17 protein-coding genes, 1 other RNA gene and 1 pseudogene are annotated in these 25,061 nt (G+C 66.9%); 8 read left to right on the top strand and 11 right to left on the bottom strand.

All coding sequences use genetic code 11. The annotated features are described in order from the left end of the window. Both HG421_RS21160 and HG421_RS01325 read right to left on the bottom strand, forming a co-directional pair. Positions 1-416 (bottom strand): annotated as a pseudogene (locus HG421_RS21160) (transposase); the annotation flags it as partial. A gap of 85 nt (positions 417-501) precedes the next feature. Then, a complete protein-coding gene (locus HG421_RS01325) occupies positions 502-3,231 on the bottom strand; it encodes a PAS domain S-box protein (protein ID WP_248279495.1) in 2,730 nt (909 codons plus the stop codon). A gap of 172 nt (positions 3,232-3,403) precedes the next feature. Between HG421_RS01325 and HG421_RS01320 the strand changes: the two genes are divergently transcribed. Further along, positions 3,404-6,283 carry a M16 family metallopeptidase gene (locus HG421_RS01320; RefSeq protein ID WP_168968539.1) on the top strand — a complete coding sequence of 960 codons (2,880 nt, stop codon included), beginning with the start codon at positions 3,404-3,406 and terminating at the stop codon, positions 6,281-6,283. 133 nt (positions 6,284-6,416) lie between these two features. Next, positions 6,417-7,346 (top strand): GAF domain-containing protein, encoded by a 930-nt coding sequence (locus HG421_RS01315; RefSeq protein WP_168968537.1) that lies wholly within the window; start codon positions 6,417-6,419, stop codon positions 7,344-7,346. A 59-nt stretch (positions 7,347-7,405) separates the two neighbouring features. Here HG421_RS01315 and HG421_RS01310 read toward each other — a convergent pair. From HG421_RS01310 to HG421_RS01300, 3 genes are all read right to left on the bottom strand, one after another. Then, positions 7,406-7,481, bottom strand: a non-coding RNA gene (locus tag HG421_RS01310) — sX9 sRNA. 373 nt (positions 7,482-7,854) lie between these two features. Continuing rightward, positions 7,855-8,859 (bottom strand): hypothetical protein, encoded by a 1,005-nt coding sequence (locus HG421_RS01305; protein WP_168968535.1) that lies wholly within the window; start codon positions 8,857-8,859, stop codon positions 7,855-7,857. Between the two features lie 310 nt (positions 8,860-9,169). Then, positions 9,170-9,922 (bottom strand): DNA-formamidopyrimidine glycosylase family protein, encoded by a 753-nt coding sequence (locus HG421_RS01300; RefSeq protein ID WP_168968533.1) that lies wholly within the window; start codon positions 9,920-9,922, stop codon positions 9,170-9,172. A gap of 105 nt (positions 9,923-10,027) precedes the next feature. Between HG421_RS01300 and HG421_RS01295 the strand changes: the two genes are divergently transcribed. After that, complete coding sequence (locus HG421_RS01295) at positions 10,028-10,792, top strand: DUF72 domain-containing protein (protein WP_168968531.1); 765 nt, start codon at positions 10,028-10,030, stop codon at positions 10,790-10,792. A gap of 419 nt (positions 10,793-11,211) precedes the next feature. After that, positions 11,212-12,882: an alpha,alpha-trehalase TreA gene (gene treA, locus HG421_RS01290; protein ID WP_168968528.1), complete on the top strand. Its 1,671-nt coding sequence runs from the start codon at positions 11,212-11,214 to the stop codon at positions 12,880-12,882. Positions 12,883-13,026: 144 nt separating this feature from the next. Here the strand turns inward: treA and HG421_RS01285 are convergent, their stop codons facing one another. Both HG421_RS01285 and HG421_RS01280 read right to left on the bottom strand, forming a co-directional pair. Further along, the gene (locus HG421_RS01285) at positions 13,027-14,031 is read right to left on the bottom strand and encodes an arabinan endo-1,5-alpha-L-arabinosidase (protein WP_168968526.1); all 1,005 of its coding nucleotides are present in this window, start codon (positions 14,029-14,031) and stop codon (positions 13,027-13,029) included. Positions 14,032-14,423: 392 nt separating this feature from the next. Continuing rightward, a complete protein-coding gene (locus HG421_RS01280; RefSeq protein WP_168968524.1) occupies positions 14,424-16,529 on the bottom strand; it encodes a gluconolaconase in 2,106 nt (701 codons plus the stop codon). 161 nt (positions 16,530-16,690) lie between these two features. Between HG421_RS01280 and HG421_RS01275 the strand changes: the two genes are divergently transcribed. Together HG421_RS01275 and HG421_RS01270 are read left to right on the top strand one after the other, a co-directional pair. Beyond that, positions 16,691-17,386: an AIM24 family protein gene (locus HG421_RS01275; protein ID WP_168968522.1), complete on the top strand. Its 696-nt coding sequence runs from the start codon at positions 16,691-16,693 to the stop codon at positions 17,384-17,386. Between the two features lie 2 nt (positions 17,387-17,388). Then, entirely contained in the window at positions 17,389-17,679 is a 291-nt protein-coding gene (locus HG421_RS01270; RefSeq protein WP_248279448.1) for a hypothetical protein, read from the top strand. Between the two features lie 92 nt (positions 17,680-17,771). Here HG421_RS01270 and HG421_RS01265 read toward each other — a convergent pair whose 3' ends face one another. Together HG421_RS01265 and cycA are read right to left on the bottom strand one after the other, a co-directional pair. Further along, on the bottom strand, positions 17,772-18,683 hold the full coding sequence (locus HG421_RS01265; RefSeq protein ID WP_168968520.1) for a CorA family divalent cation transporter: 912 nt from the start codon (positions 18,681-18,683) through the stop codon (positions 17,772-17,774). 172 nt (positions 18,684-18,855) lie between these two features. After that, positions 18,856-20,232 carry a D-serine/D-alanine/glycine transporter gene (gene cycA, locus HG421_RS01260; protein WP_168968518.1) on the bottom strand — a complete coding sequence of 459 codons (1,377 nt, stop codon included), beginning with the start codon at positions 20,230-20,232 and terminating at the stop codon, positions 18,856-18,858. Positions 20,233-20,730: 498 nt separating this feature from the next. On the opposite strand from cycA, the gene HG421_RS01255 reads away from it, so the two are divergent. Then, positions 20,731-22,503 (top strand): expansin EXLX1 family cellulose-binding protein, encoded by a 1,773-nt coding sequence (locus tag HG421_RS01255; protein ID WP_168968517.1) that lies wholly within the window; start codon positions 20,731-20,733, stop codon positions 22,501-22,503. Positions 22,504-22,700: 197 nt separating this feature from the next. Here HG421_RS01255 and HG421_RS01250 read toward each other — a convergent pair whose 3' ends face one another. Then, a complete protein-coding gene (locus tag HG421_RS01250; RefSeq protein ID WP_168968516.1) occupies positions 22,701-22,916 on the bottom strand; it encodes a hypothetical protein in 216 nt (71 codons plus the stop codon). Positions 22,917-23,263: 347 nt separating this feature from the next. On the opposite strand from HG421_RS01250, the gene HG421_RS01245 reads away from it, so the two are divergent. Then, positions 23,264-24,034, top strand: coding sequence for a transporter substrate-binding domain-containing protein (locus HG421_RS01245; protein WP_168968515.1), 771 nt, complete (start codon positions 23,264-23,266; stop codon positions 24,032-24,034). Between the two features lie 142 nt (positions 24,035-24,176). Here HG421_RS01245 and HG421_RS01240 read toward each other — a convergent pair whose 3' ends face one another. Continuing rightward, on the bottom strand, positions 24,177-25,052 hold the full coding sequence (locus HG421_RS01240; protein ID WP_168968513.1) for a DMT family transporter: 876 nt from the start codon (positions 25,050-25,052) through the stop codon (positions 24,177-24,179). Between the last annotated feature and the right edge of the window lie 9 nt (positions 25,053-25,061).

The raw sequence follows: 25,061 nt of genomic DNA, 5'->3' as shown, positions 1-25,061 counted from the left end.
TCAGCCATGAAAGTTGCTTGCCATGCGCAAAACGCGCTCTGGACAAGGGGTTGCACCCCATCAGCCGTCGCCAGCGGCAGCGGCATCTGTCCAAGATTAAATCGACGCTTGAATCGATAGGCTGCTTCGCCCAGGTAGCGCTTTGCATACTTGACCTGGCCCACCGCGTGGTAGGCACCGCTGATGGTTCGCTTGACGTTGGCCAACACACCGTTCAACCAACGCACTCCCCTTACTTCGCTTGCGGCACGGCCAGTGGCGGCGCCAGAGTGGTGCGGGTGCGTGCCCCCCCTTCCTCCAAGCGGCGAAGCACGCCACGCAGTCGCTGTAAACCCGCATACCGGCTCCGGACGCCGCGCGCTCCAGTCAGTCAGCGAAGCGCTGTCAAAGGCCTCCACCGGTTCGATCACCGCAAAGGTGGAGGGCAACTTGCTGGACTGGAACAGCGTACCAGCACGCAAGATTGCTCGCCGCGGCGGCCTTTGGAGAAGGAGCGCCACCTCACGGCATGCCAACCCGCCCATTTGTCGTAGCGTCCGCCCTGCCACGCGCATCCTTTGCCGCATACATCGCTTCGTCCGCGGCATGCATCAGGCTGGCGGCTTCGGCCTGTTGGCCGTGTTGCCAGGCCACGCCGATGCTGGGCTGGATCGGTAGCCGCTGCTCGCCGAACAGGGCACCAGCGGCAGCGGCATGAGCGATGCGCTCGGCCACCGTGGCGCAGTCCGCCTCCGGTGTGTGCAGATTGTCCAGCAGCACCACGAATTCATCGCCGGCCAGGCGCGCCACCAGGTAACGCCCCTCCACCGCGCGTTGCAGGCAATGACCGAACGCCACCAGCACCGCGTCGCCGGCGCGGTGGCCGTAGGTGTCGTTGATGCGCTTGAAGCCATCCAGGTCCAAAAACATCACTGCCACCGCGCGCTGCAACTGCTGCGCCTGCACCACCGCGGCCTGCAAGGCCTCGGTCCAGGCGTGGCGGTTGGGCAGGCCGGTCAGCGCATCGCGGGTGGCGCGCTCGTGCATCAGCCGGTGCAGCGTCTTGTGCGCGGTGACGTCCTGCGCCATCAGGAAGAAGCCTTGCGTGCCCGCACGCGAACGGCGGGTTTCCGGCACCAGGGTGATCTCCACATCGCGCGGCGTGCTGCCGCTCCGCAGCACATGTTCGAAGCTGGCGCGTTGTCCGGCCGCCACCTGCGCCAGCGCGGTGCGGGCGGGAACGCTGAGCGCTGCGCCGAGCAGATGGGTGATGGGCGTGCCGACCAGGCTGGCAGGCTCCACGCCCAGCCAGTCGCGGTGCGCTTCGTTGGCAAACAGGCAGCGCTGGCTGGCATCGAACTGGCTGACCAGCGCCGGCGTGGCATCGCTGATGGCCCGCAGCCGCGCTTCGCTTTCGGCCAGGCGCTCGGCGGCGACATGGCGCTCGGTGACGTCCTGGATCTGCGAAACGAAATGCACCGGCGCGCCGCTGCCGTCGCGCACCAGCGACACCGACAACTGCGCCCAGATCACCGCGCCCTGCTGGCTGATGTAGCGCTTGGCCAGGCTGTAGCTGTCGCGTTTGCCGTCGATCAACTCCTGCACCAGTTTCAGGTCCATCCCCAGATCCTCCGGATAGGTGATCTGCTGGAACGTGGTGCGCAGCAGCTGCTCGCGCGGGTAGCCCAGGATGCTGCACAGCGACGGATTGACGTCGCGCCAGGCGCCTTCCAGCGACACGATGGCCATGCCCTGCGGCGCGGTCTCGAAGGCACCGGCGAACCGTTCTGCCGCCAATTGCGCAGCGGCCTGCGCCTGCAGCTCGGCGGTGACGTCGATGGCCATGGCCAGGTAGCCGGCCAGCCCTTGCTGTGCATCGTGGATGATGTTGAAGCACAGGCGCACGCGGCGCAGCTCGCCGTCCTTGCGTACCAGGGTCCACAGTTCCTCGCGCAGCATGTCGCCGGCCGCAGCCGCGGCCAACTTCACGTACGACGGGGGCGACAGCGCCAGGGTGGCCATATGCCGGTCGAGCTCGGCCTGCAGATGGAAGCGTGCCGGGCCGCTGCCCAGGACCTCGTCGGCGGCATAGCCCAGCAACTGTTCGGCACCGGGATTGAACAGCTCGATCCGGCCCTGCGGATCGAAGGCGATGATGGCCACGTCCTGCGAGGCATCCACCAGCGCCTGCAGCCGCGCGCGCTCGGCCGACAACGCCGCCGAGGCGTCCTTGAGCTGGGTGATGTCGTGCATCACGCAGACCGCGCCCAGCGCGGTGCCCTTGTCGCCCACCACCGGGTCCGCATTGCACAGCACGCTGCGCGCCGCTTGGCCATGGGCGCGGATCACCAGTTCGGCATTGCGCACATGCTCGCCGCGCCAGGCGCGCAGCAGCGGAATGGCGTCGGTGGGCAACAGGCTATTGCCGTCGGCGGTATATAGATCGAAGTGCTGCGCCCACTGCGCCGGTGGCAGCACCCGCGGGTCGGCGCCGTGCCATTGCCGCGCGGCCTGATTGAACTCGCGCAGCAGGCCATCGGTACCGCAGGCCACCACGCCATCGGGCATGGCTTCCAGCAGCATGCTCAGGGTCTGCCGCTGTGCCTGCGCGGCCAGGCGATCGCGGCGGGCTTCCAGTTGGCTGACCGCCTGTCGCGCCAGCCGGACCAGCGCCTGCTTTTGATTCTCGTCGAGCACGCGCGATCGGGTGCTGAGCGTGCACAGGGTTCCGTAGGCATAGCCTTCGCGGCCGATCAGCGGCACGCCCGCATACGAGCGCACGCCGGGCGCGGTGGTCACCAGCGGGTTGTTGACGAAGCGCGGGTCGGCCTCGGCATCGGGCACTTCCATCAGCTCGGTGCCCATCACCGTGTGCGCGCAGAACGACGCGCTGCGCGGCGTGCCTTCCAGGTCGGTACCGCAGCGTGCCTTGAACCATTGCCGGTCGGCGTCGAGCAGCGACACCAGCGCCATCGCGGCGCCGGTCACGTGCGCGGCCAGCCAGGCGATGTCGTCGAACTCGGCTTCGGCCTCGGTATCGAGCACCTCCAGCCGGCGCACCGCTTCCACGCGCTGGGCATCGTTGGCGGGGATCGGCATGGGCGGCAACGGGGCAGTCATGGCGTGGTCGGCGGGTGGTGTCGGGTCAGGGTAGGTCGCACCAGGTAACGGCGAGGCGATGGCCGACTTGAGCGCACCCGGCTGCGTTCGTTCGACGCGGACCGGCCGGCATCGCGGTGCAGCGGGGTCGATGCGGCACCCCGGGGGTGCAGACGCCGATTGCAGGGGCGGCGCGGACCCACCCTGCCGTTGTGCCCAGTGCAGCGATGCCGGCTTCGCCGCAGCAGCCACCCTGCCGAACAGCATTTGCGGCCTCGCCAGGCAGCCACTACCCTCGGCCGATTGCCCTGTCCTGGAGTGTCACATGCTGCGTCCGCTGTCCCTGTTGATCGCCGGTGTGCTCGGCGTCGCTGCCGGTACCGTTGCCCCCGCCGTCGCGGCCGCCCCGGCCAGCTTGTCCAAGAGCGCGGCCAGCAGCGCCATTCCCGACATCGCCTATACCCGCTTCACCCTGCCCAACGGCCTGACCGTGGTGGTGCACGAAGACCACAAGGCGCCGGTGGTGGCGGTGAGCATCTGGTACCACATCGGCTCCGGCGACGAGCCGGCCGGCAGGACCGGCTTTGCGCACCTGTTCGAGCACCTGATGTTCTCCGGCTCGGAGAACAACAAGGGCAGCTTCTTCGCGCCGCTGGAAAAGGTCGGCGCCACCGACATGAACGGCACCACCTGGTTCGACCGCACCAACTACTTCGAGACCGTGCCGACCACAGCGCTGGATACCGCGCTGTGGATGGAATCGGACCGCATGGGCCACCTGCTCGGCGCGATCGGCCAGGAAGAACTCGACACCCAGCGCGGCGTGGTGCAGAACGAAAAGCGCCAGGGTGAGAACCGCCCGTACGGCCGCGTGGACCAGAACATCCTGTCCAACCTGTTCCCGGCCAACCACCCCTACCAGCACAACACCATCGGCTCGATGGAGGACCTGGACGCGGCCTCGCTGGCCGATGTCAAACAGTGGTTCAACGACAACTATGGCGCCGCCAATACCACCCTGGTGCTGGCCGGCGACATCACCGTGGCGCAGGCGCGCGCCAAGGCCGCGCAGTATTTCGGCGATATCCCGTCCGGCAAGCCGGTGGCGCGCCAGCAGCCGTGGGTGACCCCGCTGGCGGCGCCCAAGCGCGGCGTGCAGCACGACCATGTCTCGCAGCCGCGCATCTACCGCACCTGGGCCGCGCCACAGCTGGGCACCGACGATGTGATCCAGCTGGACCTGGCCACCACCGTGCTGGGCGGCGGCAAGACCTCGCGGCTGTACCAGCGCCTGGTGTATCAGGACAACCTGGTGGACGACGTTTCCGCCTCGGTACAGATGTTCGCGCTGTCCAGCCAGTTGCAGATCCAGGCCGACGTCAAGGACGGCGTGGACCCGGCCAAGGTCGAGGCGATCATCGACGAAGAACTCAGGAAGTTCATCGCCCAGGGCCCGACCGTCGACGAATTGCAGCGCGCGCAGGTGGCCTACCGCGCCGGCTTCGTGCGCGGGCTGGAAAAGGTGGGCGGCTTCAGCGGCAAGGCGGTGATCCTGGCCGAGGGCCAGGTCTACCGCGGCGACCCGGGCGCCTACAAGAAGGACCTGCAGCGCGGCCAGGCCGCCACCGTGGACAGCGTCAAGCAGGCCGCGGCCACCTGGTTCGGCAAGGGCGACTATCTGCTGACCGTATTGCCGGCCGGCAAGGACTTCGACCCGGCCGCCGAGGACAAGGCAGTCGTCGCCCGCGCCGCCGAGCCGGGCAAGCCGGCGCCCAAGCTGCCGGCCGCAGGCAAGTACAAGACCGTCGCCAGCACGCTCGATCGCAGCAAGGGCGTGCCGAACACCGAGCAGTTTCCGGACCTGAGCTTCCCGCAGTTGCAGCGCGGCACATTGAAGAACGGCATCGAAGTGATCCTGGCCGAGCGCCATACCATCCCGGTGACCCAGGTCGAGCTGTTGTTCGACGCCGGTTACGCCGCCGACCAGGGCGGCAAGCTCGGTACCGCCAGCTTCAGCGCCGCGCTGATGAACGAGAGCACCGCCGCGCTGGATTCGGTGGAAGTGGCGCAGCGCCGCCAGCGCCTGGGCGCGATCACCTCGGTGGGCTGCGATCTGGACAGCTGCAGCGCGTCGCTGGATGCGCTCAACGATCAGTTGCAGCCCTCGCTGCAGCTGTTCTCCGACATCGTGCGCAACCCCGCGTTCAAGGCGGCCGACATCGAACGCGTGCGCGGGCAGTGGCTGGCCGGCATCGCCCAGGAAAAGACCCAGCCCAACAGCCTGGGCCTGCGCGCGTTGCCGCCGCTGCTGTTCGGCAACCAGCACCCCTACGGCATCCCGCTCACCGGCAGCGGTACCGAGGCGGCGATCAAGAGCCTCAACGCCCAGGACCTGCAGCAGTTCCACAGCCAATGGCTGCGTCCGGACAACCTGCGCATCCTGGTGGCCGGCGACACCACCCTGGCGCAGATCATTCCGCAACTCGATGCCGCCTTCGGCGACTGGAAGGCGCCAGCCAGCGCATTGCCCAAGAAGAACCTGGCCAGTGTCGCCGCACAGCCCACGCCGCGCGTGTACCTGATCAACCGCCCGGACGCGCCGCAGTCGGTGATCCTGGCCGGCCTGCTGGCGCCATCCACCAAGGCGCCGGACAACCTGGCCATCGGTGTCGCCAACGGCGCCTTCGGCGGCACCTTCACCTCGCGCCTGAACATGAACCTGCGCGAGAACAAGCGCTGGGCCTACGGTGCGCGCACCCAGATGGTGGACGCACAGGGCCAGCGCCCGTACCTGTTCTCCGCGCCGGTGCAGACCGACAAGACCGCCGAATCGGCCAATGAGATCCTCAAGGAAGCCACCGCGATCATCGGCGCCAAGCCGCTGACCGGCGAGGAGATCGAAAAGATCAAGAACCAGCGCATCCGCGCCCTGCCCGGTAGCTTCGAAACCACTGGCGCGGTGCTGGGCGCAATCGAAGGCATCGTGCAGTTCGGCCGCCCCGACGATTACGTGCAGACGCTCAAGCAGCGGCTGGAAGCGGTGGATCAAGCGGCGGCGCAGAAGGCCATTGCGCAGATCGTCAAACCCGAGGCCATGACCTGGGTGATCGTGGGCGACCTGAAGAAGATCGAAGCGCCGGTGCGTGCACTCAAGCTCGGCCAGGTGCAGGTGCTGGACGTGGACGGCAAGCCGGTCAAGCGCTGACGGCCCGCACGCACCCCGCCTGGCTGCGCACGGCCCAGGCGGGGTGACCCGGCATCCGCGTTGTCGACGCTGCGTTATCCGGTCGGCCCGGTTAAGCTTGGGCACTCTCCATTGCAGGTGCTTGGCTGATCCGATGAACGAGATGCCGAAGGCAGACGAAGCCTCCCGCCAGCAGGTGCTCGACGGTTATCGCATCGTCGACAGCCTGCCCGAAGACACCTACCAGGACATCGTGCAGGTGGCCGCGGCGCTGTGCGAGACGCCGATTGCACTGATGTCGCTGGTGGACCGCGACCGCCAATGGTTCAAGGCCCGGCTCGGCCTGGGCCTGCAGCAGACCGACCGCAGCCAGGCGGTGTGCGACCACGCCATCCGCGAGCCCAGCAATTTGATGGAAGTGCCGGACCTGACCCAGGACCCGCGCTTCCGCGACATTTCCGTGGTCACCGGCGACACCGGCGCCCGTTTCTATGCCGGCATGCCGCTGGTGACCGACGACGGCGTGGCCCTGGGCACCGTCTGCGTGCTGGACACCGAACCGCGCCGGCTCAACGACATGCAGCGCACCGGCTTGCAGGCATTGGCGCGGGTCACGATGAACCTGCTGGATGCGCGCCAGCACGCCTTGCAACAGGAACGCGATGCCATCCTGCAGCCAGCCGCCGATGCCGCGGACCAGGCCACCAGCGACGATCCGTATCGCTTGGTGATCCTGGAAGTACAGGAACTGGCCGCCCTGGCCGAACGCCAGAGCGAGCGGCTGCTTGGCCGCACGCTGCAGCAGCTGGACCAGTCTTTCGCCGCACTGGTGCAAGGCCCCGGCAACAGCATCGACCGGGTGACCGACAGTGCCGAGTTCATCGCCGTGCTGCGCGGCCCGGATGCCGAACGCACCTTGCAACAGCTGCGCGAGATCGCCGACCAGCAACATGCCCTGGGCCTGACGGTACTGCTCGGCGAAGCCCTGGCCAGCCGCGCCGACGAACCCATCGGGCAGGTCTTCCTGCGCGCGGAGATCGCGTTGAGTGCCGAGAAGGATCGTTACCGGCAGAGCCTGGCCTAGGCGCTGCTTCGCCGTACCCTCACCCCAACCCCTCTCCCGTCGGGAGAGGGGCGTAGAGCGGCTAACAAAACGTAGCGAGCAGTCGTCAGGCAGGTGTGGACGGCGCGCAGGAACCGGAGTGTACGAGTGGTACATGCCGATTCCGAGCACCGGCCGCGCCCGCCTGGCGGCTGCGCAAGTAGGTTTGTTAGCCGCTCTCATGCGTGACGAACGCCGCTGAGGCGCGTGCGGTCGCTGAGGTGGCAGTCACACCCGGGCCCGGCGTTGCGGCCGTTGGCATGGGGCACCAACGTAGAGCGGCGGCGCTGCGCATCTGGCGTGGCAGGTACCGACCTGGCGTGCAGCGGCAGCTGGCATTGCCACTGGCGCCGACAGACCAAAGCCCCTCTCCTGCCGGGAGAGGGGTTGGGGGTGAGGGTACGACCACTCCCTTGCACCCCAACCTCGCGCCGACTGACTGGCTCTCCGATCGCCACGGTCACCGGCGCCGACACCACCACCGCGCCACTCATCCCACCGCGCACTGCTTCATTTGCCGGTCGGCGTACCACAGCGCGCGGCGCGCCAGGTCGTAGGCGCTGTCGGCCTGGCGCGGCAGCAGCTGGGCGGCCATCAGCGGATCGGCGCCGTTGTTCAGTGCGTGCTCGGCACGCTCCAGATCCGACAGATGCGTGCGCACCGGCGTCAGCAGGGTCTTGCGCCGCGACGCGTCGCAGCGTGCGCTGCGCTGCTCCAGTGCCGCCAGCGCCTGGCGAATGCGGCGGCTCGCTTCACCCTTGAGGTCGGGCAGGCTTTCGTGCGCGATCGGCGCAGCCTTGTAGGCATCGCCGGTCGCCTCGCTGCCCAGATCGGCCTGGTTGCCGGCCAGTGCGGGATTGAAGCGCACCTCCGGCGGCGGCCGCGCCTTGGCTACCTGCGTCTGCGGTCCGTTGAGCATGTCGTTGAACTTCTTCATGCCGCGATCCATTTCCTGCATCGCCACATCGCCCAATGTGCCGTCGCTCTTCCAGTCCTTGGAAAAGCGCGTCTCCTTGTATTGCACCGGGTTGACCCGCTCCATCACGCTGCGTGCCTTGGCCTGTGTGCGCTCGTCGGTCATGCCCGGCGGCACCGCAGCGCCTTGCGCCAGCGGATCCAGCCGGGTGTCCGGCGGCATGCGCAGGCGACCCTCGCGGGTGTACAGCTGCGCAGCCATCGCATCGTTGGCCGGTGCATTGGCTGCCGCCACCTGGCGCTGCGGCGGTGGGGTGCGTGTAGGCGGCGGCGTAGCACGTGCGGTCGATGCGGCAGCCGCGCGCGGCCGTCGCTCGACCTGCGTTGGCGGCACCGCCGCAGCCGGCTGCGTGAGCGGCTGGCGTGGCAGGAAATACACCTGCAAGCGTTCGTCGTGACCCACCGACTGGCGCGGCGCCGGCATGTACAACAACACGCAGGCCAGGAAAAACAGCATGGCGCCCGTGCATGCGGCGGCAGCCACGTGCGGGACAAGCGCTTCCTTCCTGCGGGTAGTCACAATGCGGGAGACCGGTGAGTGAAAGACGGGAGCGGCACCGCTGACCCTGGTGCACAGCGGGCAAATCTAGCGGGCGCAGCGTTTGCGCGCGTTTGGAATTCGTTGTCCGGCCAGGCGTCCCCAGCCGCCATTCACATTGGGCGACCACGTTCTGACCCTTCCTGCGCCCTGGCGCCCTGCGCGGCGGGATTGGCCAGCGCTGCACACTCGGTCATCGAGGAACACTGCCTGGCCCTACCGTACACATCCGATCGGACGCAGAACCGGCGTCAGGACCCAGCGCTGATCGCAACGCTTCCCGCGTTGGTTGCTACCTCTGGTCGGCCTGATACAGCCGCTGGCACACCTCGCAGAAAAACGCACGTCGCCCGGCCTTGCCCAGGTGCTTGCGGTACTGCAGCGGCGCACCGTCGCGCGGGCAGCTGGCCTTGGTATGCACCTGGTAATGCTTCTTCAGCACGAAGGCTTTTTTCCAGGTATAGAAATCAAAACTGTAGTCGCGTGCCTGGGTCACCAGCTCGCCGAGCTTGCGCACCGGCAGTGCGCCGACTTCGCTCTCCGGATGCACGCGGATGCGGTGCAGCACCTCGTTCTTGATGATGTTGCCCACGCCGGCAAACACCGTCTGATCCAGCAAGGCATCGGCCGCCAGCATGCCGGGCGCGGCGCGCAGCTTGCCACGCGCCTGCGCAGGGTCCCACAGCGGATTCATCACATCGGCGGTCCAGTCGTAGACCTCATCGAGCGGGCGGTCGGTGAATTGCACCGAGCAGGCATAGAAGTTCAGGCGCTCGCCTTTGGAGAATTCCAGGCACAGGCGCGGCACCGCATTGGGTTTTTCTTCGTTGATGCGGTAGCTGCCGAACAACAGAAAATGGATGCGCACGCTGAACTGCGCGCATTCGATCAGAAAGTGCTTGCCCCAGGTGCGTAGCGCCAGCACTTTCTGCTGTTCCAGGCGTGCGATGTCCTGTTTGCTGTTTCCGGAAACGTGAAGGATTTTCCGGCCGACAACGTGAGCCGTTTCGTCGCGCAGGATGACGAGTGAGGGACCTTCTGGCATACGCCCAGTATCGAAGCCGCTCGTGAGTCGGCCGTGATCGCTGCGCACACGCGTTGCTGACGGATGGCCCTGCATAGAGTGCTGCCGCCCCTTGCCTCGTCCGCCATGGCTGCTCGTCTCCCCACTGCCGATGCTCGTGTACGTTGTGGCTGCGCGGGCTGGTCGATTCCTGCTGCCGACCGCGCCGCGTTCGGCGAGGGTGCCAGCGTGCTGCAGCGCTACGCCACGCGCTTTGATGCGGTGGAAATCAATTCCTCGTTCTATCGCCCGCACCGCGCCAGTACCTACGCACGCTGGGCCGATAGCGTGCCGGAGGATTTCCGTTTTTCGGTCAAGCTGCCGCGCAGCATCAGTCACGATGCACGCCTGCACGCTGCCGGGCCCATGCTGGACGCATTTGTGGCACAGGCCGGCGCGTTGGGCACGCGCCTGGGTTGTCTGCTGTTGCAGCTGCCACCCAGCGCGGCGTTCGACGCGCGCGTGGCAGCGAGGTTTTTTGCGGTGCTGCGGCGGCGCTGGGACGGTGCGGTGGTGTGCGAGCCGCGCCATGCCAGTTGGTTCCTGCCGCAGGCACAGGCGCTACTGGCGCGCCACCGCATCGCACGCTGCGCGGCCGACCCGGCCCCGGTGGCTGCAGCGGCGACACCGAGCGCGAGCGCCGGGCCGCAATACTGGCGGTGGCATGGCAGCCCGCGCATCTATTACAGCGCCTACGACGAGGGGGCGCTGCAGGCACTGGCCGAATCGGTGCGTGCGGCCGGCCAGCCACGGACCGGATGCTGGATCATCTTCGACAACACCGCCGCCGGCCTGGCGGTGCCCAATGCGCTTCGGCTGCAGGCACTGCTGGGCATCGACCGCGCGGTGTGATGCGCATCGGCGGTATCGGGCCTGCCGGGGTGTCGCGCGGCCACTGCCTGCACCTGCACAAACCTCCAGCCATGGCGGCCACGGGTGGACGCGCCACGTCCAGCCTGCCTGCATCGGCTGCTGCCCGGACAACACGCCGCAGGCCGGCACTCGCGTTGTCCGCGACACCCCCGCATCCCGCACCCTGGCGCACTTCTTGCAACGACACCGGGGATCCTGCGCACGGGCGCTGCGCTCAAGCTGCTCCGCTGCGCGCCGATACGCCAGGATCGGCGCACGTTGCGGCGGCGCGCCGGATCACCTTGCTGAATCCCGTTGTCCCCGCGCGAAGCCCGCCGGCGTTCCGGCCTCCCGCGCGGTCCCGCCCGCCACTTCGGTCGTTTACCATGCCACACGCCACTGCCCGTTCTGGAGATGCCATGAGTTCTGCCGCGCCCCCGTGCTGCACGTCGCTGCTTGGCCTGTCGCTGAGCATGTTCGTCGCGCCGTGCACGCTGACTGCCGCGCCGCTGGACACACCGGTCGTCCATGCACCGGCGCCCACGCCGCTCACGCCCGACCTGGCCTACCCGGAACTGTTCCAGGCGGTGCAGAGCGCAGACCTGTTCGAGGACCAGAAGCATTTCGTCGATTTCCTGCCGCTGCGCGACCCGGCACTGATCAACGCCGACTATCTGGCCCAGCACGACCACCCCGGCTTCGACCTGCGCCACTTCGTGGACGCCAACTTCGAAGAATCCCCGCCGGTGCAGACCGACGTGATCCGCCAGGACACCGCGCTGCGCGAACACATCGATCTGCTGTGGCCCAAGCTGGTGCGCAGCCAGACCAAGGTGCCGGCGTACAGCAGCCTGCTGGCGCTGCCGCACCCCTATGTGGTGCCGGGCGGGCGCTTCCGCGAGGTGTACTACTGGGACTCCTACTTCACCATGCTGGGCCTGGTGAAGAGCGGGCAGACCACGCTCAGCCGCCAGATGCTGGACAACTTCGCCTACCTGATCGATACCTACGGGCATATTCCCAACGGCAACCGCACCTACTACCTCAGCCGTTCGCAGCCGCCGTTCTTCTCCTACATGGTGGAGCTGCAGGCCGGCGTGGAAGGCGAAGCCGTCTACCAACGCTATCTGCCGCAACTGCAAAAGGAATACGCCTACTGGATGCAGGGCAGCGATGACCTGCAGCCCGGCCAGGCCGCGCGCCACGTGGTGCGCCTGGCCGACGGCAGCGTGCTCAACCGCTATTGGGACGAGCGCGATACGCCGCGCCCGGAAGCCTGGCTGCACGACACCCGCACCGCTGCCGAAGTGAAGGACCGCCCGGCTGCCGAGGTCTACCGCGACCTGCGCGCCGGTGCCGAAAGTGGCTGGGATTATTCCAGCAGGTGGCTGGCCGACGGGCAGAACCTGCGCACCATCCGCACCACCGCCATCGTTCCCATCGACCTCAACAGCCTGCTCTACCACCTGGAACGCACCCTGGCCCAGGCCTGTGCGCAACCCGGCGCGGACTGCACGCAGGACTACGCCGCACTGGCGCAGCAGCGCAGGCAGGCCATCGATGCGCACCTGTGGAACGCGGCCGGCTATTACGCCGACTACGACTGGCAAGCAAAGACCTTGAGCAACCAGGTCACGGCGGCCGCGCTGTATCCGCTGTTCACCGGCCTGGCCTCGGACGCACATGCAAAACGCACCGCCACCACCGCGCGCGCGCGCCTGCTGCGCCCCGGCGGCCTGGCCACCACCGCGGTGAAGACCGGCCAGCAATGGGACGAGCCCAATGGCTGGGCGCCGCTGCAGTGGGTGGCCGTGGACGGCCTGCGCCGGTATGGCGAAGACGCACTGGCCCGCACCATCGGCGAACGCTTTCTCGGCCAGGTGCAGGCGCTGTTCGCGCGCGAGCACAAGCTGGTGGAAAAATACGGCCTGGAAGCCGATGCGGCCGGCGGCGGCGGTGGCGAATATGCCTTGCAGGACGGCTTCGGCTGGACCAATGGCGTCACCTTGATGCTGTTGAACCTGTATCCGGGCAAGGACGCGGCCGCAGACCTCAAGCGCGTGCGCAAGCCCGAGCCGGCAGCGCGCTGACCCGGCGCATGCTGCCGGGCACTGCCCGGCAGCGCCGACGGCCCTTGCATCCTTGTCAGCCGGTGGCGCGGCGAATGACGCAACACGCATCGCCTGCGTGTTGCGTCATTGCAGGGTATACCAGCGTGCTGCAGCGATCGTTGGTTACTGCACCACCGGCCAGCCCTTGCTGTCGTAGCCCAGGCGGTTGATGCCCAGCCGCGCATCGCCGCGGTCGTCGTAGTAGTGGTAGACCAGGATGTCGCCGTCGCCATCGCGGAACACCGACTGCCCGCCCGGCCCATGCATGCTGCCCTGCCCGGCGTGGATCACCGTACCGCCCCCGTTGCGCATGTCCACACCGGCACGATCCAGATACGGCCCGGTCACCGACCGCGCACGCCCCACGGCGATCTTGTAGGTGCTGCTGGCGCCCTTGCAGCACGCATCGAAGGACACGAACAGGTAGTACCACCCGTTGGCCTGCTGGATGAAAGGCGCTTCCACTGCGCCGGGCGAAGGCCGGCTCGCCAGGCTGTAACGGAACGTATTGCTCGCCAGCTGTTTGCCGGTGCCCGGGTCGAGCTGAATCAGCTTGATGCCCGACCAGAACGAGCCGAACGTAAGCCACCATTTGCCGCTGGCATCCACCACCAGGTTGCCGTCGATGGCGTTGTAGTCATCGCCGCTGCGCGAGGCGTAGACAATGCCCTGGTCCTTCCATGAGCCGGGCTTGCCGGTGCTGCTGCTGGCCAGGCCAATGGCCGATGCATTGGAGCCAAACGACGAGGCGGTGTAATACATCAGGTACTTGCTGCCGCGCAGCGAGACATCCGGCGCCCATATCTCGTTGCTCGGGTTGTAGGTCTTCACCCAGCCCGGCACGCTGCCGAAGATCGCACCTACGTGACTGAAGCTGGTGCGGTCGGTGCTGGTGACCACGCCAACGGTGGAATAGATGTAGTAGCGCCCGTCGCCGAGTTTGAGCATCGACGGATCGTGCACGATGGTGTCGCCGGTCACCACGCCAGGGCCGGTGGCCGCCCACGCCACCGCGCCATCCACACCAGACACAGTACCCACGGCTGCGCACAGCAGTGCAAGCGCACCCACACGCGCGGCGCCTGCAGCGCGCACCGGTTCCCATCGATTGCCGCGACCTACGCGCATCGTCCCTCTCCTTCAGTTATCGAATATCCCCTGCCACGGCAATCTAATCCGGTAACGTCTGCTTGAACCCGACGCCGTTCGCAGAAGCGTGCCGAGCACCGCGATGCGCTGCCGGCATGCGCGGTGATGGACCCCGGAGCGCGGATGGCTACAGACACAGCGCGAATCGTTCGATGGCAGCGCGGCGTTACGTACCTGCAGGCGCCGGTTTGCGTAACACCAGCCCGCACGCTGCGACGCTCAACGTTCTGCAGCGGCGCGCAGGATAGTGTCGCAACACGCGCGCGGCGCAACCGGATCAGCGTGAGACGCCGCGCAGCAATCAACCGTCGTTGGTATCACCGCACAACACCCGCGCGTTTGTATCTGCCGTGGCATCGCTGTGCGTTTCGCTACTCCACACGCAGGCGCAGGTCGCGGTGACGGATCGCTTCATTGCCGCTGTAATCGCGTGCAACGATGCGCAGGACATAGTCGCCCGCCGGCAACGCACCGGCCTGCCATTGGCTGCTGCCGATGCGCCCGTCGCGCACGGTGTTGCTGACCATGTAGCGGAAGCGTGTCACGGCGCTGCCGTGCACCGTGATCCCGCTGTCGGGCGCATAGGCGACCAACACCGCATCCGGATCGGCCGGCATGCGGTCGAACATGAGCGTCATGCGCGGCGGCGCTTCGCCCGGCAAGGGCGTGCCCTGCGCATCCAGCACCTGGTAACCCAGCGCATACAACCCCAGCCGGCGACGCGGCAGATTGCGATCCACCTGGTCCCAGGCATCGACCACGATCTGCACGCCTGTCGCGCGCGGCACCTGCGCCACGCCCTGGATCACCGGCAAGGGCTGACCGCCGGCATCGAGCAAGGTGATGCGATCGATGCGTGGCGCTACGTGGTCGGCATAACCGACAAAGCCCAGCTGCACCGCATTGCGCTCGAAACCATTGGCGCCCGCAGTCAGGTGCACATGCGCCATGCCGTTGAGCGTGCCCAACGCATCGCCGGCATGGAACCGCGTGCCGCGCAGCACCCGCATGCGCTCGGGTTTGCCGTGCTCATCGAGCACCAGGTGGAAACGTTGTGGATCCAGCACTGCGCCCTGCGCGGTGCGGCCCACGCGCATGTGGATGTAACCCAGCGTGTCCAACGCCATGCCCTCACCCAGTTGCCCCAGCCCCCAGCTGGCATTCGGGCTGAGCACCTTGGCATCGGCGATGGCGACCACCCGCTGGCCGACATCGCCGGCGATATCCAGGCCGGCATGCAGATGATCGCGGCTGAGCCCCTGATAGTTGCCGCGCACTTCGCCCAGCGTGCCCACCACCTCGTGCCAGCCGTCCTGCGGCTGCAGCGGCCACCGGCCCTGCGTCTGCGGCAGCGGCTGGGTTGGCGCCGGCCCCACCACCGGCGATGCGTTGGCGATGGCCGCGCTCGCCGGTACCAGACGATGCACGCGGGCGCTGCCGGCATCACTGACATACACCGCACCGTGTGCGTCCAGCGCAATGCCCGCCGGGCGCGACAAACGCTGCGTGACCTCTGCGCCGCTCAGCGTCAGCACGTGCCCCGCACGCGAGACCTGCAAGACGCGCCCGCTTGCATCACCCACGTAAAGCACGCCGTCCCGGGTGATTGCCAGGCTCATCGGCCGGTGGATCAGCGGACTTGTGTCGGCAGGATCGCCGCCAAGCAAGGTGCTGACCGTGCCATCGGGTGCAATCCGCCGGATCGCATCGTTGCGCATGTCCGCCACCCAGACATCGCCGCGCGCATCCACTTTCAAGTCGGTTGGCGTATCGAACCGCGCCTGCGCTCCGAGGCCATCGGCCATGCCCGGCAGCGCGCCGCCGGCCAATGTGCGCACTTGTCCATCGGCATCGATCACACGGATACGATCGTTGTAGGTGTCGGCGACATACACGTGCCCGTAGGTGTCCACCGCCACGCCAACCGGGCCGTTGAAGCGCGCCTGCGCCGCCGCGCCGTCGCGATCGCCAGCCACACCGTCGCCGGCAAGCGTGGTCACATTGCCTTGCGGGGTCAGCTTGCGGATGGCGTGGTTGCCGGTATCGGCGATGTACAGATTGCCCGCCTTATCGAGGGCGATGCCCGAAGGCGTATTGAACGCCGCCGCCGCACCGACACCGTCGGCAAAGCCTTCGCGGCCGCCGGCCAGCGTGTGCACATGGCCATCCGCGCGCAGGCTGCGGATACGGTTGGTGTCGCCACCATCGGCGATGTAGAGCGTGCCCTGCGCGTCGACTGCCAGGCCATACGGATCGGCAAACTGCGCGTCGGCGGCGCGGCCATCCGCTGCGCCACGTACGCCACTGCCGGCAGCCCATTGCAGTTGCGCTTTCCAGCCCAGCGGCGTTGCGACTGGTGCGTTCTGCTGCGCTACAGGAGCAGCCGAAGGTAGGCGTGCGGACCACCAGAACGACAATGTTGTGGCCGCAACGAGCACAAGCAGCAAGCCGATCCATCGTGCGCGTCGTTGTGCCATATCGGTTGCGGGGACCTGTCGAGGGGACTCGCACTGTAAGCGGGTTGCATGCGCGGGGTGCAAGCGGGCTGTGCCGTGGCATGCGCGCCGCTACCTGCCCGTGCGACTGCTCCGCAGGCGCCCGCGTATCATGCGCACTCTTTCACTCCAGGATGGAACGCATGGCCGTACGCACGCTCAACGAATTTCTCGCCCACTCCAAGGAAAAGGACGTCAGCTCCGATCCCTTCGAGCTGGAAAACCCGCATCTGCTGGAAGTGCGCCTCAATGGCATGGTGTGGTCCAAGGCCGGCGCCATGGTCGCGCGCACCGGCAACGTCAAGTTCACCCGCGAGGGCCTGCTGGAACAGGGCCTGGGCAACCTGCTGAAAAAGGCGGTTAGCGGCGAAGGCATGCAGCTGATGAAGGCCGAAGGCCAGGGCCGCGTGTATCTGGCCGATGCTGGCAAGCTGGTCACGCTGCTGCGCTTGAATGGCGAGTCGATCTTCGTCAACGGCAACGACGTGCTGGCCTTCGAATCCGGCATCGAGCACAAGATCACCATGATGCGCAAAGTGGCCGGCATGCTCTCCGGTGGCCTGTTCAACGTGCGCCTGAGCGGCCACGGCATCGTGGCGATCACCTCGCACTACGAGCCGTTGACCCTGCCGGTCACCGCCGCCAGCGGCCCGGTGTTCACCGATCCCAATGCCACCGTCGCCTGGTCGGGCACGCTGACCCCCGAACTGGTCACCGATGTGTCGCTCGGCACGCTGTTCGGCCGCGGCTCGGGCGAGAGCCTGCAGATGCGCTTTGCCGGCGAAGGCTGGGTGGTGGTGCAGCCGTACGAAGAAGCCAGTTTCCAGGCCAAGGGCTGAGCGTGAATGCCCGGCTGCGCTGCGTGGCCGGGCAACGTGCTGGCAACGACTTCATGCGCAAGGCGGCGTATGTCGCGCTGATCCCGGGCCTGCTGCTGGCGTTCGCCGGCGCTGCACGGGCCGCGCTCATGGCATCGGAACAACAGCAATGGAGATGCAGCTGCGACGGTGCAGATCACTGGCATGACATCGGTGCCGAGGGATCGCAGAAAGCGAGTCGCACGTCGACGCCACCAGACACACCACATCGTGCAATCGCACCGATCGCGCCGCGCAGATCAGCGAGCGCATAGACGGGCTTCTCTTGCCGGACTGACGATCTAGCGCGCCGGTCCAGTCGAATCCGCCTGGATGCGCTGCCTGATCACAAACGCAGCGACTGCTCTCACACCCACCCACGCCTGCGAAACCATGCCAGCGGAATCACCACGCTCAGCGCGATCGCGCCCAGCGCCCAGAAGTAGTGGTCGTGCCCCTTGAGTTCGGGCATGTAGGCGAAATTCATGCCCCAGATGCCGACCAGCACGGTGGGCGGAATGCCGACCACCGACGCCACCGCCATCACCTTCATCACGTTGTTCTGGTCCATGTTGATCATGCCCAGCACGCTGTCGAGCAGGAACTCGATGCGGTCGTCCATGTGCTGCTGGAATTCGCTCAAGGTGGTCAGGTCCTTGTGCAGCAGACCGATGCGCTTGGCCGCATCGGCACCGAACCAGTCTGGCGTGCTGCTGTCCAGATAGGTCACCAGCCGCAGCATGCCCTGCCCCGCATTGTGCAGCCCGCCCAGCTGCCGGCCCATGCCACCGACCTGGTGCAGCATGCGTTCCAGATCACGGGTCTTGTGCGGGCTGTCGAACACCTGCCGGGTGGTGTCGGTGACCGCCGCTTCCAGGGCTTCCAGCCGGTCTGCCAGGCGTCCGACCAACTGGTCGAACATGCGCAGCAGCAGATCGTCGGAACTGTGGCAGGGCTCGTGTTCCAGCCGCGCGGTCAAGGCCTCCAGCGAGCCGATGCGCTGCTCGCGCAGGGTCACCAGCATGGTCGGCGACAGCGCAAAGCCCAGCGGCGCGGTGGGGCCATCGTCGTCCTGGAAGCGCGGCACGTTGAGGAACAGCAGCTCGCCCTGGCGGCGCACCCGGCTGGAAAATTCGATCTCGCCGATCGCCGCACGGTCCGGCAGCGCGAAGCCCACCCGCTCGGCGGCGTCGGTCAGTTCCTGCGGGCTGGGCTGACACAGGTCTACCCAGCAGCCCTGCGCGTGGTGGGTTCCGGCAATGGGGTGGATCGTGATCATGCGGCAGGCCATGGCGATAGATGGCCGCGAGCATCGTGCCCGGCTGGAGCCGCGTCAACGCCGCATGCCAACGCGCTCAGCTGGCAGTGGCCTTTATCGCGGTGTTGTGCAGCTAAAAACACAAGGGCCCCGCACTGCGGGGCCCTTGCAATACTAACGAACGCTGCGGCACTTATCCTGCGCGCGTCTGGCCGCGCTTGACGGCATAGCCGAGCGCCAGGATCAGGAACCACACCGGGCTGGCCAGCAGGGCCTGGCGCGTATCGGCCTGCAAGGTCAGCAGCACGATGACGAAGGCGAAGAACGCCAGGCACACGTAGCACATCAACACGCCGCCGGGCATCTTGAACTGCGATGCCGCGTGCAGCTCCGGGCGCTTGCGGCGATAGGCGATGTAGGCGCACAGGATCAGCGACCACACGAACATGAAGAGCACCGCCGACAAGGTGGTGACCAGCGTGAAGGCGGTGACCAGATTGGGGATCAGGTACACCAGCATCGCGCCCAGCAACAGGCATACGCAGGAGAACAACAGGCCGCGTGCCGGCACCGCCGCGCGCGAGAGCTTGGCAAATCCCCTGGGCGCATGCTGCTCCTCGGCCAGGCCGTAGAGCATGCGGCTGGTGGAGAAGATGCCGCTGTTGGCCGAAGACGTCGCCGAGGTCAGCACCACGAAATTGATCAGGCTCGCCGCGGCCGGCACCCCGGCCAGCACGAACAGCTCCACGAACGGGCTCTTGTCGGCGACCACCTGCCGCCACGGCGTGACCGTCATGATGGCGATCAGCGCCAGCACGTAGAAGACCAGGATCCGCACCGGAATCGAGTTGATCGCCTTGGGCAGATTGCGGCGCGGGTCGGCGGTTTCGGCAGCGGTGGTACCCACCAGCTCGATGCCGACAAACGCGAACACCGCGATCTGGAACCCGGCGAAGAATCCACCGATGCCCATCGGGAACATGCCGCCGTCGTTCCACAGGTTCGCCAGCGAGGCCACATTGCCCGACGGCGAACGGAAGCCCCACGCCACCAGCCCCGCACCGGTGATGATCAGCGCAGCGATGGCGATGATCTTGATCAGCGCAAACCAGAACTCCATCTCGCCGAACAGCTTCACCGTCACCAGATTCAATGCCAGCAGCAACAACACACACGCAATCGCCGGAATCCACGGCGCCAGGCCGGGAAACCAGAACTGCGCGTAGGCGGCAATGGCGATCACGTCGGCGATGGCGGTGATGATCCAGCAGAACCAGTACGTCCACCCGCAGAAGAATCCGGCCCAGGGGCCGAGCAGATCGGTGGAGAAGTCGATGAACGACTTGTACTCCAGGTTGGACAGCAGCAGCTCGCCCATCGCGCGCATCACGAAGAACAGCATCGCGCCGATGATCAGATAGACGAACAGGATCGACGGACCGGCCAGACTGATCGTCTTGCCCGAGCCCATGAACAGGCCGGTGCCGATCGCCCCGCCAATTGCGATCAACTGCAGGTGGCGATTGGACAGGCTGCGTTGCAGATGATCGGGCGCGGACGGATCGGACATGGGCACGGCACCGGCAAGTGAACAAGCCGTCAAAAATACGAGATCGCACCGGCTGGCACCAGGGGTGATGAAACGTACGGCGCGAGACGGTCCGGCAGTTGCGCTGCCCCGTCATGGTAGGTGTCCTGCACTGTGGCCCGCCCTGCGCCGGCCAGACGATGGCGACGCCTGTCCCGGCCGACCACCGCACGACCAAGACCGGCGCCACATGGCCTCGCACCGATGGCACGCAAACATTGTGCACGCCACCACGCACTTCCAATGCCTGGCGTGCGCTATGCGGCACTTTCCGGCGGGCGGTGAACAGCGGCACAGCGCACCGCCCTGTGCTTGATTGCATCACAGCGGCGCCGCCTCTCGCACAAACCGCGATCCCCGTTCCAGGGCGGCCCTCTACCTGCCATCGCATACACACTCCCGCCCGTTTCCTTGACTCGGCGCACGGACCGCGGCCGGCAATCGCTGGTTTCCTGCGCAGCCGTCACCCAGGAGACTGACATGCATCCACGCACCCCTCTGGTTCTCGCACTTGCGTTGCTGGCCCCCGTCACCGCCTTGGCCGCCCAGGTCGACCCGCGCGGGCAGCTGATGGACGCGCAGGGCCAACCGCTGCAGATCCGCGGAACGACCTGGCCGGGGTTTGATCGCGCCGGACGCGCGATCGTCGGTTTGCGCAGTAACACCCTGGCACAGCTGCTGGATCAGATGCAGGCGGCCCACATCAATGCCGTCCGGCTGCCGCTCTGCGCAGCGGTGCTGCAGGGCAAGCCCGTCAGCGCCTCGGATGTCACCGGCGACCGCGCACTGGCCGGCTTGAATTCGCTGCAACTACTCGATGCGGTGGTACATGCAGCCAGTCAACGTGGACTACAGGTCATGTTCGCACTCGCCGATGGCCGCTGCGACGACAGCGCGCCACAGCTTGGCACGCAACCGCAGGCATGGACCCACGGCCTGACCACGCTCGCACGCCGCTATGGCGCAAATCCTGCGGTGATCGGCGTCGATCTCGGGAGCAGCGGGTATCGCAATGCCAACTGGGCAGGCACTGTCGCAGAGGCAGACTGGAACCGCGTGGCCTCGCGCGCCGCGGCGGCGGTGCTTGCGGTGGCGCCGCGCTGGGTGGTGGGTGTCGAAGGTGTCGGCAGCAATGCGGTGTGCAGCGACACCGCACCCAAGGCCGCGGGCAGCAATCTGCAGCCGCTGGCGTGTGTGCCGTTGCGCATTCCGGCGCGCCAGCTGGTCTTGATGCCCAAACTGGCCGGGCCGGATCGCGACGCGGCGGAGGCGTTTGCAGCACCGGACTTTGCCCAAGCGCTGCCAGCCACCTGGCAGCGCGATTTCGGCAGGTTTGCGGCCGATCACGCGGTGGTGCCGGTCAGTCTCGGCGGTGGCCTGGGCGATGGCGATCCCCGCGACCCGGCATGGCAGGCCGCGTTGAGCGGCTATCTGGCCGACAGCGGACTGCGCAGCGCGTTCCTGGGCAGCTGGGAAGTGGGCAACGCCAACAACGGCGGGCTGCTTGCGCCCGATGGCAGCCCGCGGACAGACAAACTGCAACTGCTGCACCAGGCGTGGGGCATGACGGCTGTGGCAGGCGTCGCTGCAGCGGCGAAGACCGCCAGTAGCAAGAACGCGAGCAAAGCAACCACCTGGAACAGCACCTTCACGGGCACCGCGACGTACACCGGTTCGGGGTACTCGGGCGGCGCGCTGTTGCTGGACCCGATTCCCAGCACCGCATTCATCACCGCGCTCAACCCGACGCAGCTGAACTTCGGCGGCGTGAAAGCGGCGATGGCCGGCGCCTACCTCGAAGTGACCGGCCCCAAGGGCAAGACCACGGTCTACGTAACCGACCTGTACCCGGAAGGCGCCTCCGGCGGGCTGGACCTGTCGCACAACGCGTTCGCTGCGATCGGCGACATGGTGGATGGGCGCATCCCGATCAGCTGGAAGGTCGTGCGTGCCCCGATCACCGGCAACGTGCAATACCGCATCAAGGAAGGCAGCTCGCGCTGGTGGGCCGCGATCCAGGTGCGCAACCATGCCTATCCGGTGGTGAAGTTCGAAGTGAAACAGGGCAGCACGTGGAAGAGTCTGCAGAAGATGGACTACAACCACTTCCTGGGCGAACAGCTCGGCAACCAGCCCTTGTCCATCCGCATCACCGATATTCGTGGCATGAGCGTGGTCGATACCATTCCGGCGCTCTATGAAGATGGCAGCCACCCGGCGTACTTCCAGCCTGGTCATGTGCAATTTCCGTGACCTCTCTCGCCAGGCGGCGTGCGTGCCGCCTGGCGAGGCATGCTGATAAGTTTTCTCTGCAGCAGGAGGAGGCCCGCCGTTCGAAGCGTGAGGGCATCCCCGTGCACTCAGGGCTTGCTTACTTCAATCAGACTTCCTCGAACAAAAGCGTTCCACGAAAGCGGGCAACAGCGCGCATTCCCGAAGCGCGGTGCGCATCACCCACCTGCAAGACCACCTCCGGCGCGCCCCGGCAGTGCGCCGCCATCGTCCCGGTCCAGCTCGCCCACTTCATCGCGCAAGCCGCCCTTTTGTGGCGGCTGCTCTTCCAGCGGAATCTCGTCGTCGTCCGTGTCCGGATCCGGTGTGCCATGCATCGAGACAGGCAACACAGCAGAGGGGATCGAGCGAGCGATGTGTAGATCGAAATGCATGGGTGACTCCGTCGATATGCTGGGTGCCTTCACGCTAGGCCGCTGGACGCTATTGGCCTGTGAGACGGATTGCGCATGCCGTAACGCCGCGTTGACGGATTATCCGCGTTGTCCAGACCGGCAACGATGAGGCCGATGCCGTCGCATCTGGACATCATCTGGCGTGACCATCGCCTCACCCTCGCCCCCAAACCATCAGCAGCAGCTGTGCGCCCTCTCCACGGGCGGTCCTCAAGATGGCATGAGGGGCGCTCGATTCACGCCATGCGCCGCACTGCCGCCCAGGCTTCCACGCCTGCCGAACCAGCCTTCATCGCTATCATGTGCACTCCTCTCGGAGCCATGCCATGCGCGCTCGGATCTTGATCGGATTACTGCTGACCTGCGGCATCGCGCACGCGGCCCCGCCAGCCTCACGCCTGGATGCGGTGCTCGCCTCGGGCGTGTTGCGCGTGTGCACCACCGGCGACTACCGGCCGTATTCGCTGCTGCGCGCCGACGGCACGTTCGAAGGCAGCGATATCGCGCTGGCGCAATCGCTGGCCAATAGCCTGGATGCACGGATCAGCTTCGTGCGCACCAGCTGGCCGCAACTGTTGCCCGACCTGCTTGCCGACCGCTGCGAGATCGCCGTGGGCGGCATTTCGGTGACCTTGCAGCGGCAACGCCAGGCCAGCTTCAGTGCGGTGCTGGACGTGGACGGCAAGATCCCGCTGGTGCGCTGCGCCGACCAGACCCGCTACCGCAGCATTGCCCAGCTCAACCGCCCGGAGGTACGCGTGATCGAACCGCCCGGTGGCACCAACGAAGCCTTTGCACGGCGCGAGCTGCCGCAGGCGCAACTGCGCCTGTTCGCCGACAACACCACCATCTTCCAGGAGCTGGTGGAGCAGCGCGCCGATGTCATGATCACCGACACCTCCGAAGCGCTCTACCAGCAGGCCAGGCTTCCCGGACTATGCGCCGTGGCTCCCGATCACCCGCTGCAATACAGCGAGAAGGCCTTCCTGCTCCCGCGCGACGACGCTGCATGGAAAGCCTATGTCGACCAGTGGCTGCACCTGAGCAAGGCCAGCGGCGAGTACGCCCGTCTCGTTGAGGCCTGGCGGAGGCCTTGATTCGGGATTCGGGATTCGGGATTCGGGATTCGGGATTCGCAACAGCACTGCTGCGCTCACGTCGCGATGAGCCGAAGCGCTTGCTCTTGTTCTTGCGACTCCCCAATCCCGAATCCCAAATCCCGAGGCGCACAGCGCCGCCTCAAACGATCTTGGTCCGCCGCCACCAGCGCGAGACCTGTTCTTCGCGGATCAGCGTGAACAGACCTGCTCCAAGGATCAGTACGATGCCCACGCCCATCGGCCAGTCCAGATGGTCGTGGAACAGCAGGTAGCCGAAGCCGATCGCCCACAGCATCTGGCTGTACTGGGTGGGCGCCACCACGCTGACCGGCGCCAGGCGCGTGGCGTACATCATGCAGATGGCAGCCAGGCCGGCGAGCAGGCCGTAGCCGGCCAGCAGGCCCCACTGGTACAGCGAGGGCCAGACGAAGCTCGGCAACATCAGGATGCCGCCCATCACCAACGGGCCGATGACGCCGGCGCCGTACAGCGTCAGGCGCTTTTCGCCATGCCCGGCCATGCGCAAGGCGATGACCGAGATGGCGCCGACCAGGCCGCAGACGATCGCCGCCACATGCCCGTGGGTAAGATGCCGAAACCCGGGCCGCAGCACGATCAGCACGCCGATGAAGCCCACGATCACCGCCGTCCAGCGCCGCCAGCGTACTTCCTCCTTGAGGAAGACCACCGACAGCACGGTGACGAAGATCGGCATCAGGAAGATCAGCGCAAATGCTTCGGCCATCGGCAAGGTGGTGAAGGCGATCACCGAGGTGAGATTGCCAATGGCACCGGTGAGCGCGCGCAACAGCCACAGGGCCGGCTGCTTGGCCATGACCAATTCGCGCAGCTGGTCGTCGGGCTTCTTCAGGAACGGCACCGCCAGCAGCATCAGCAAGGCGCCCAGAAACAGCACCTCGTACGCAGGCAGGCTGCCTTCCAGCAGCTTCACGAACGCATCGCTGATCGAATAGGCCGCATAGCAGGCAAACCCCAACAACACACCTTTCAGCATTGCCGACAC

Origin of the sequence: Xanthomonas campestris pv. badrii, from assembly GCF_012848175.1 — a bacterium.
Taxonomy (GTDB): Bacteria; Pseudomonadota; Gammaproteobacteria; order Xanthomonadales; family Xanthomonadaceae; genus Xanthomonas; species Xanthomonas campestris_C.
The sequence above is the reverse complement of the archived record's forward strand: the minus strand, read 5'-3'. Positions and strand labels throughout refer to the sequence as shown.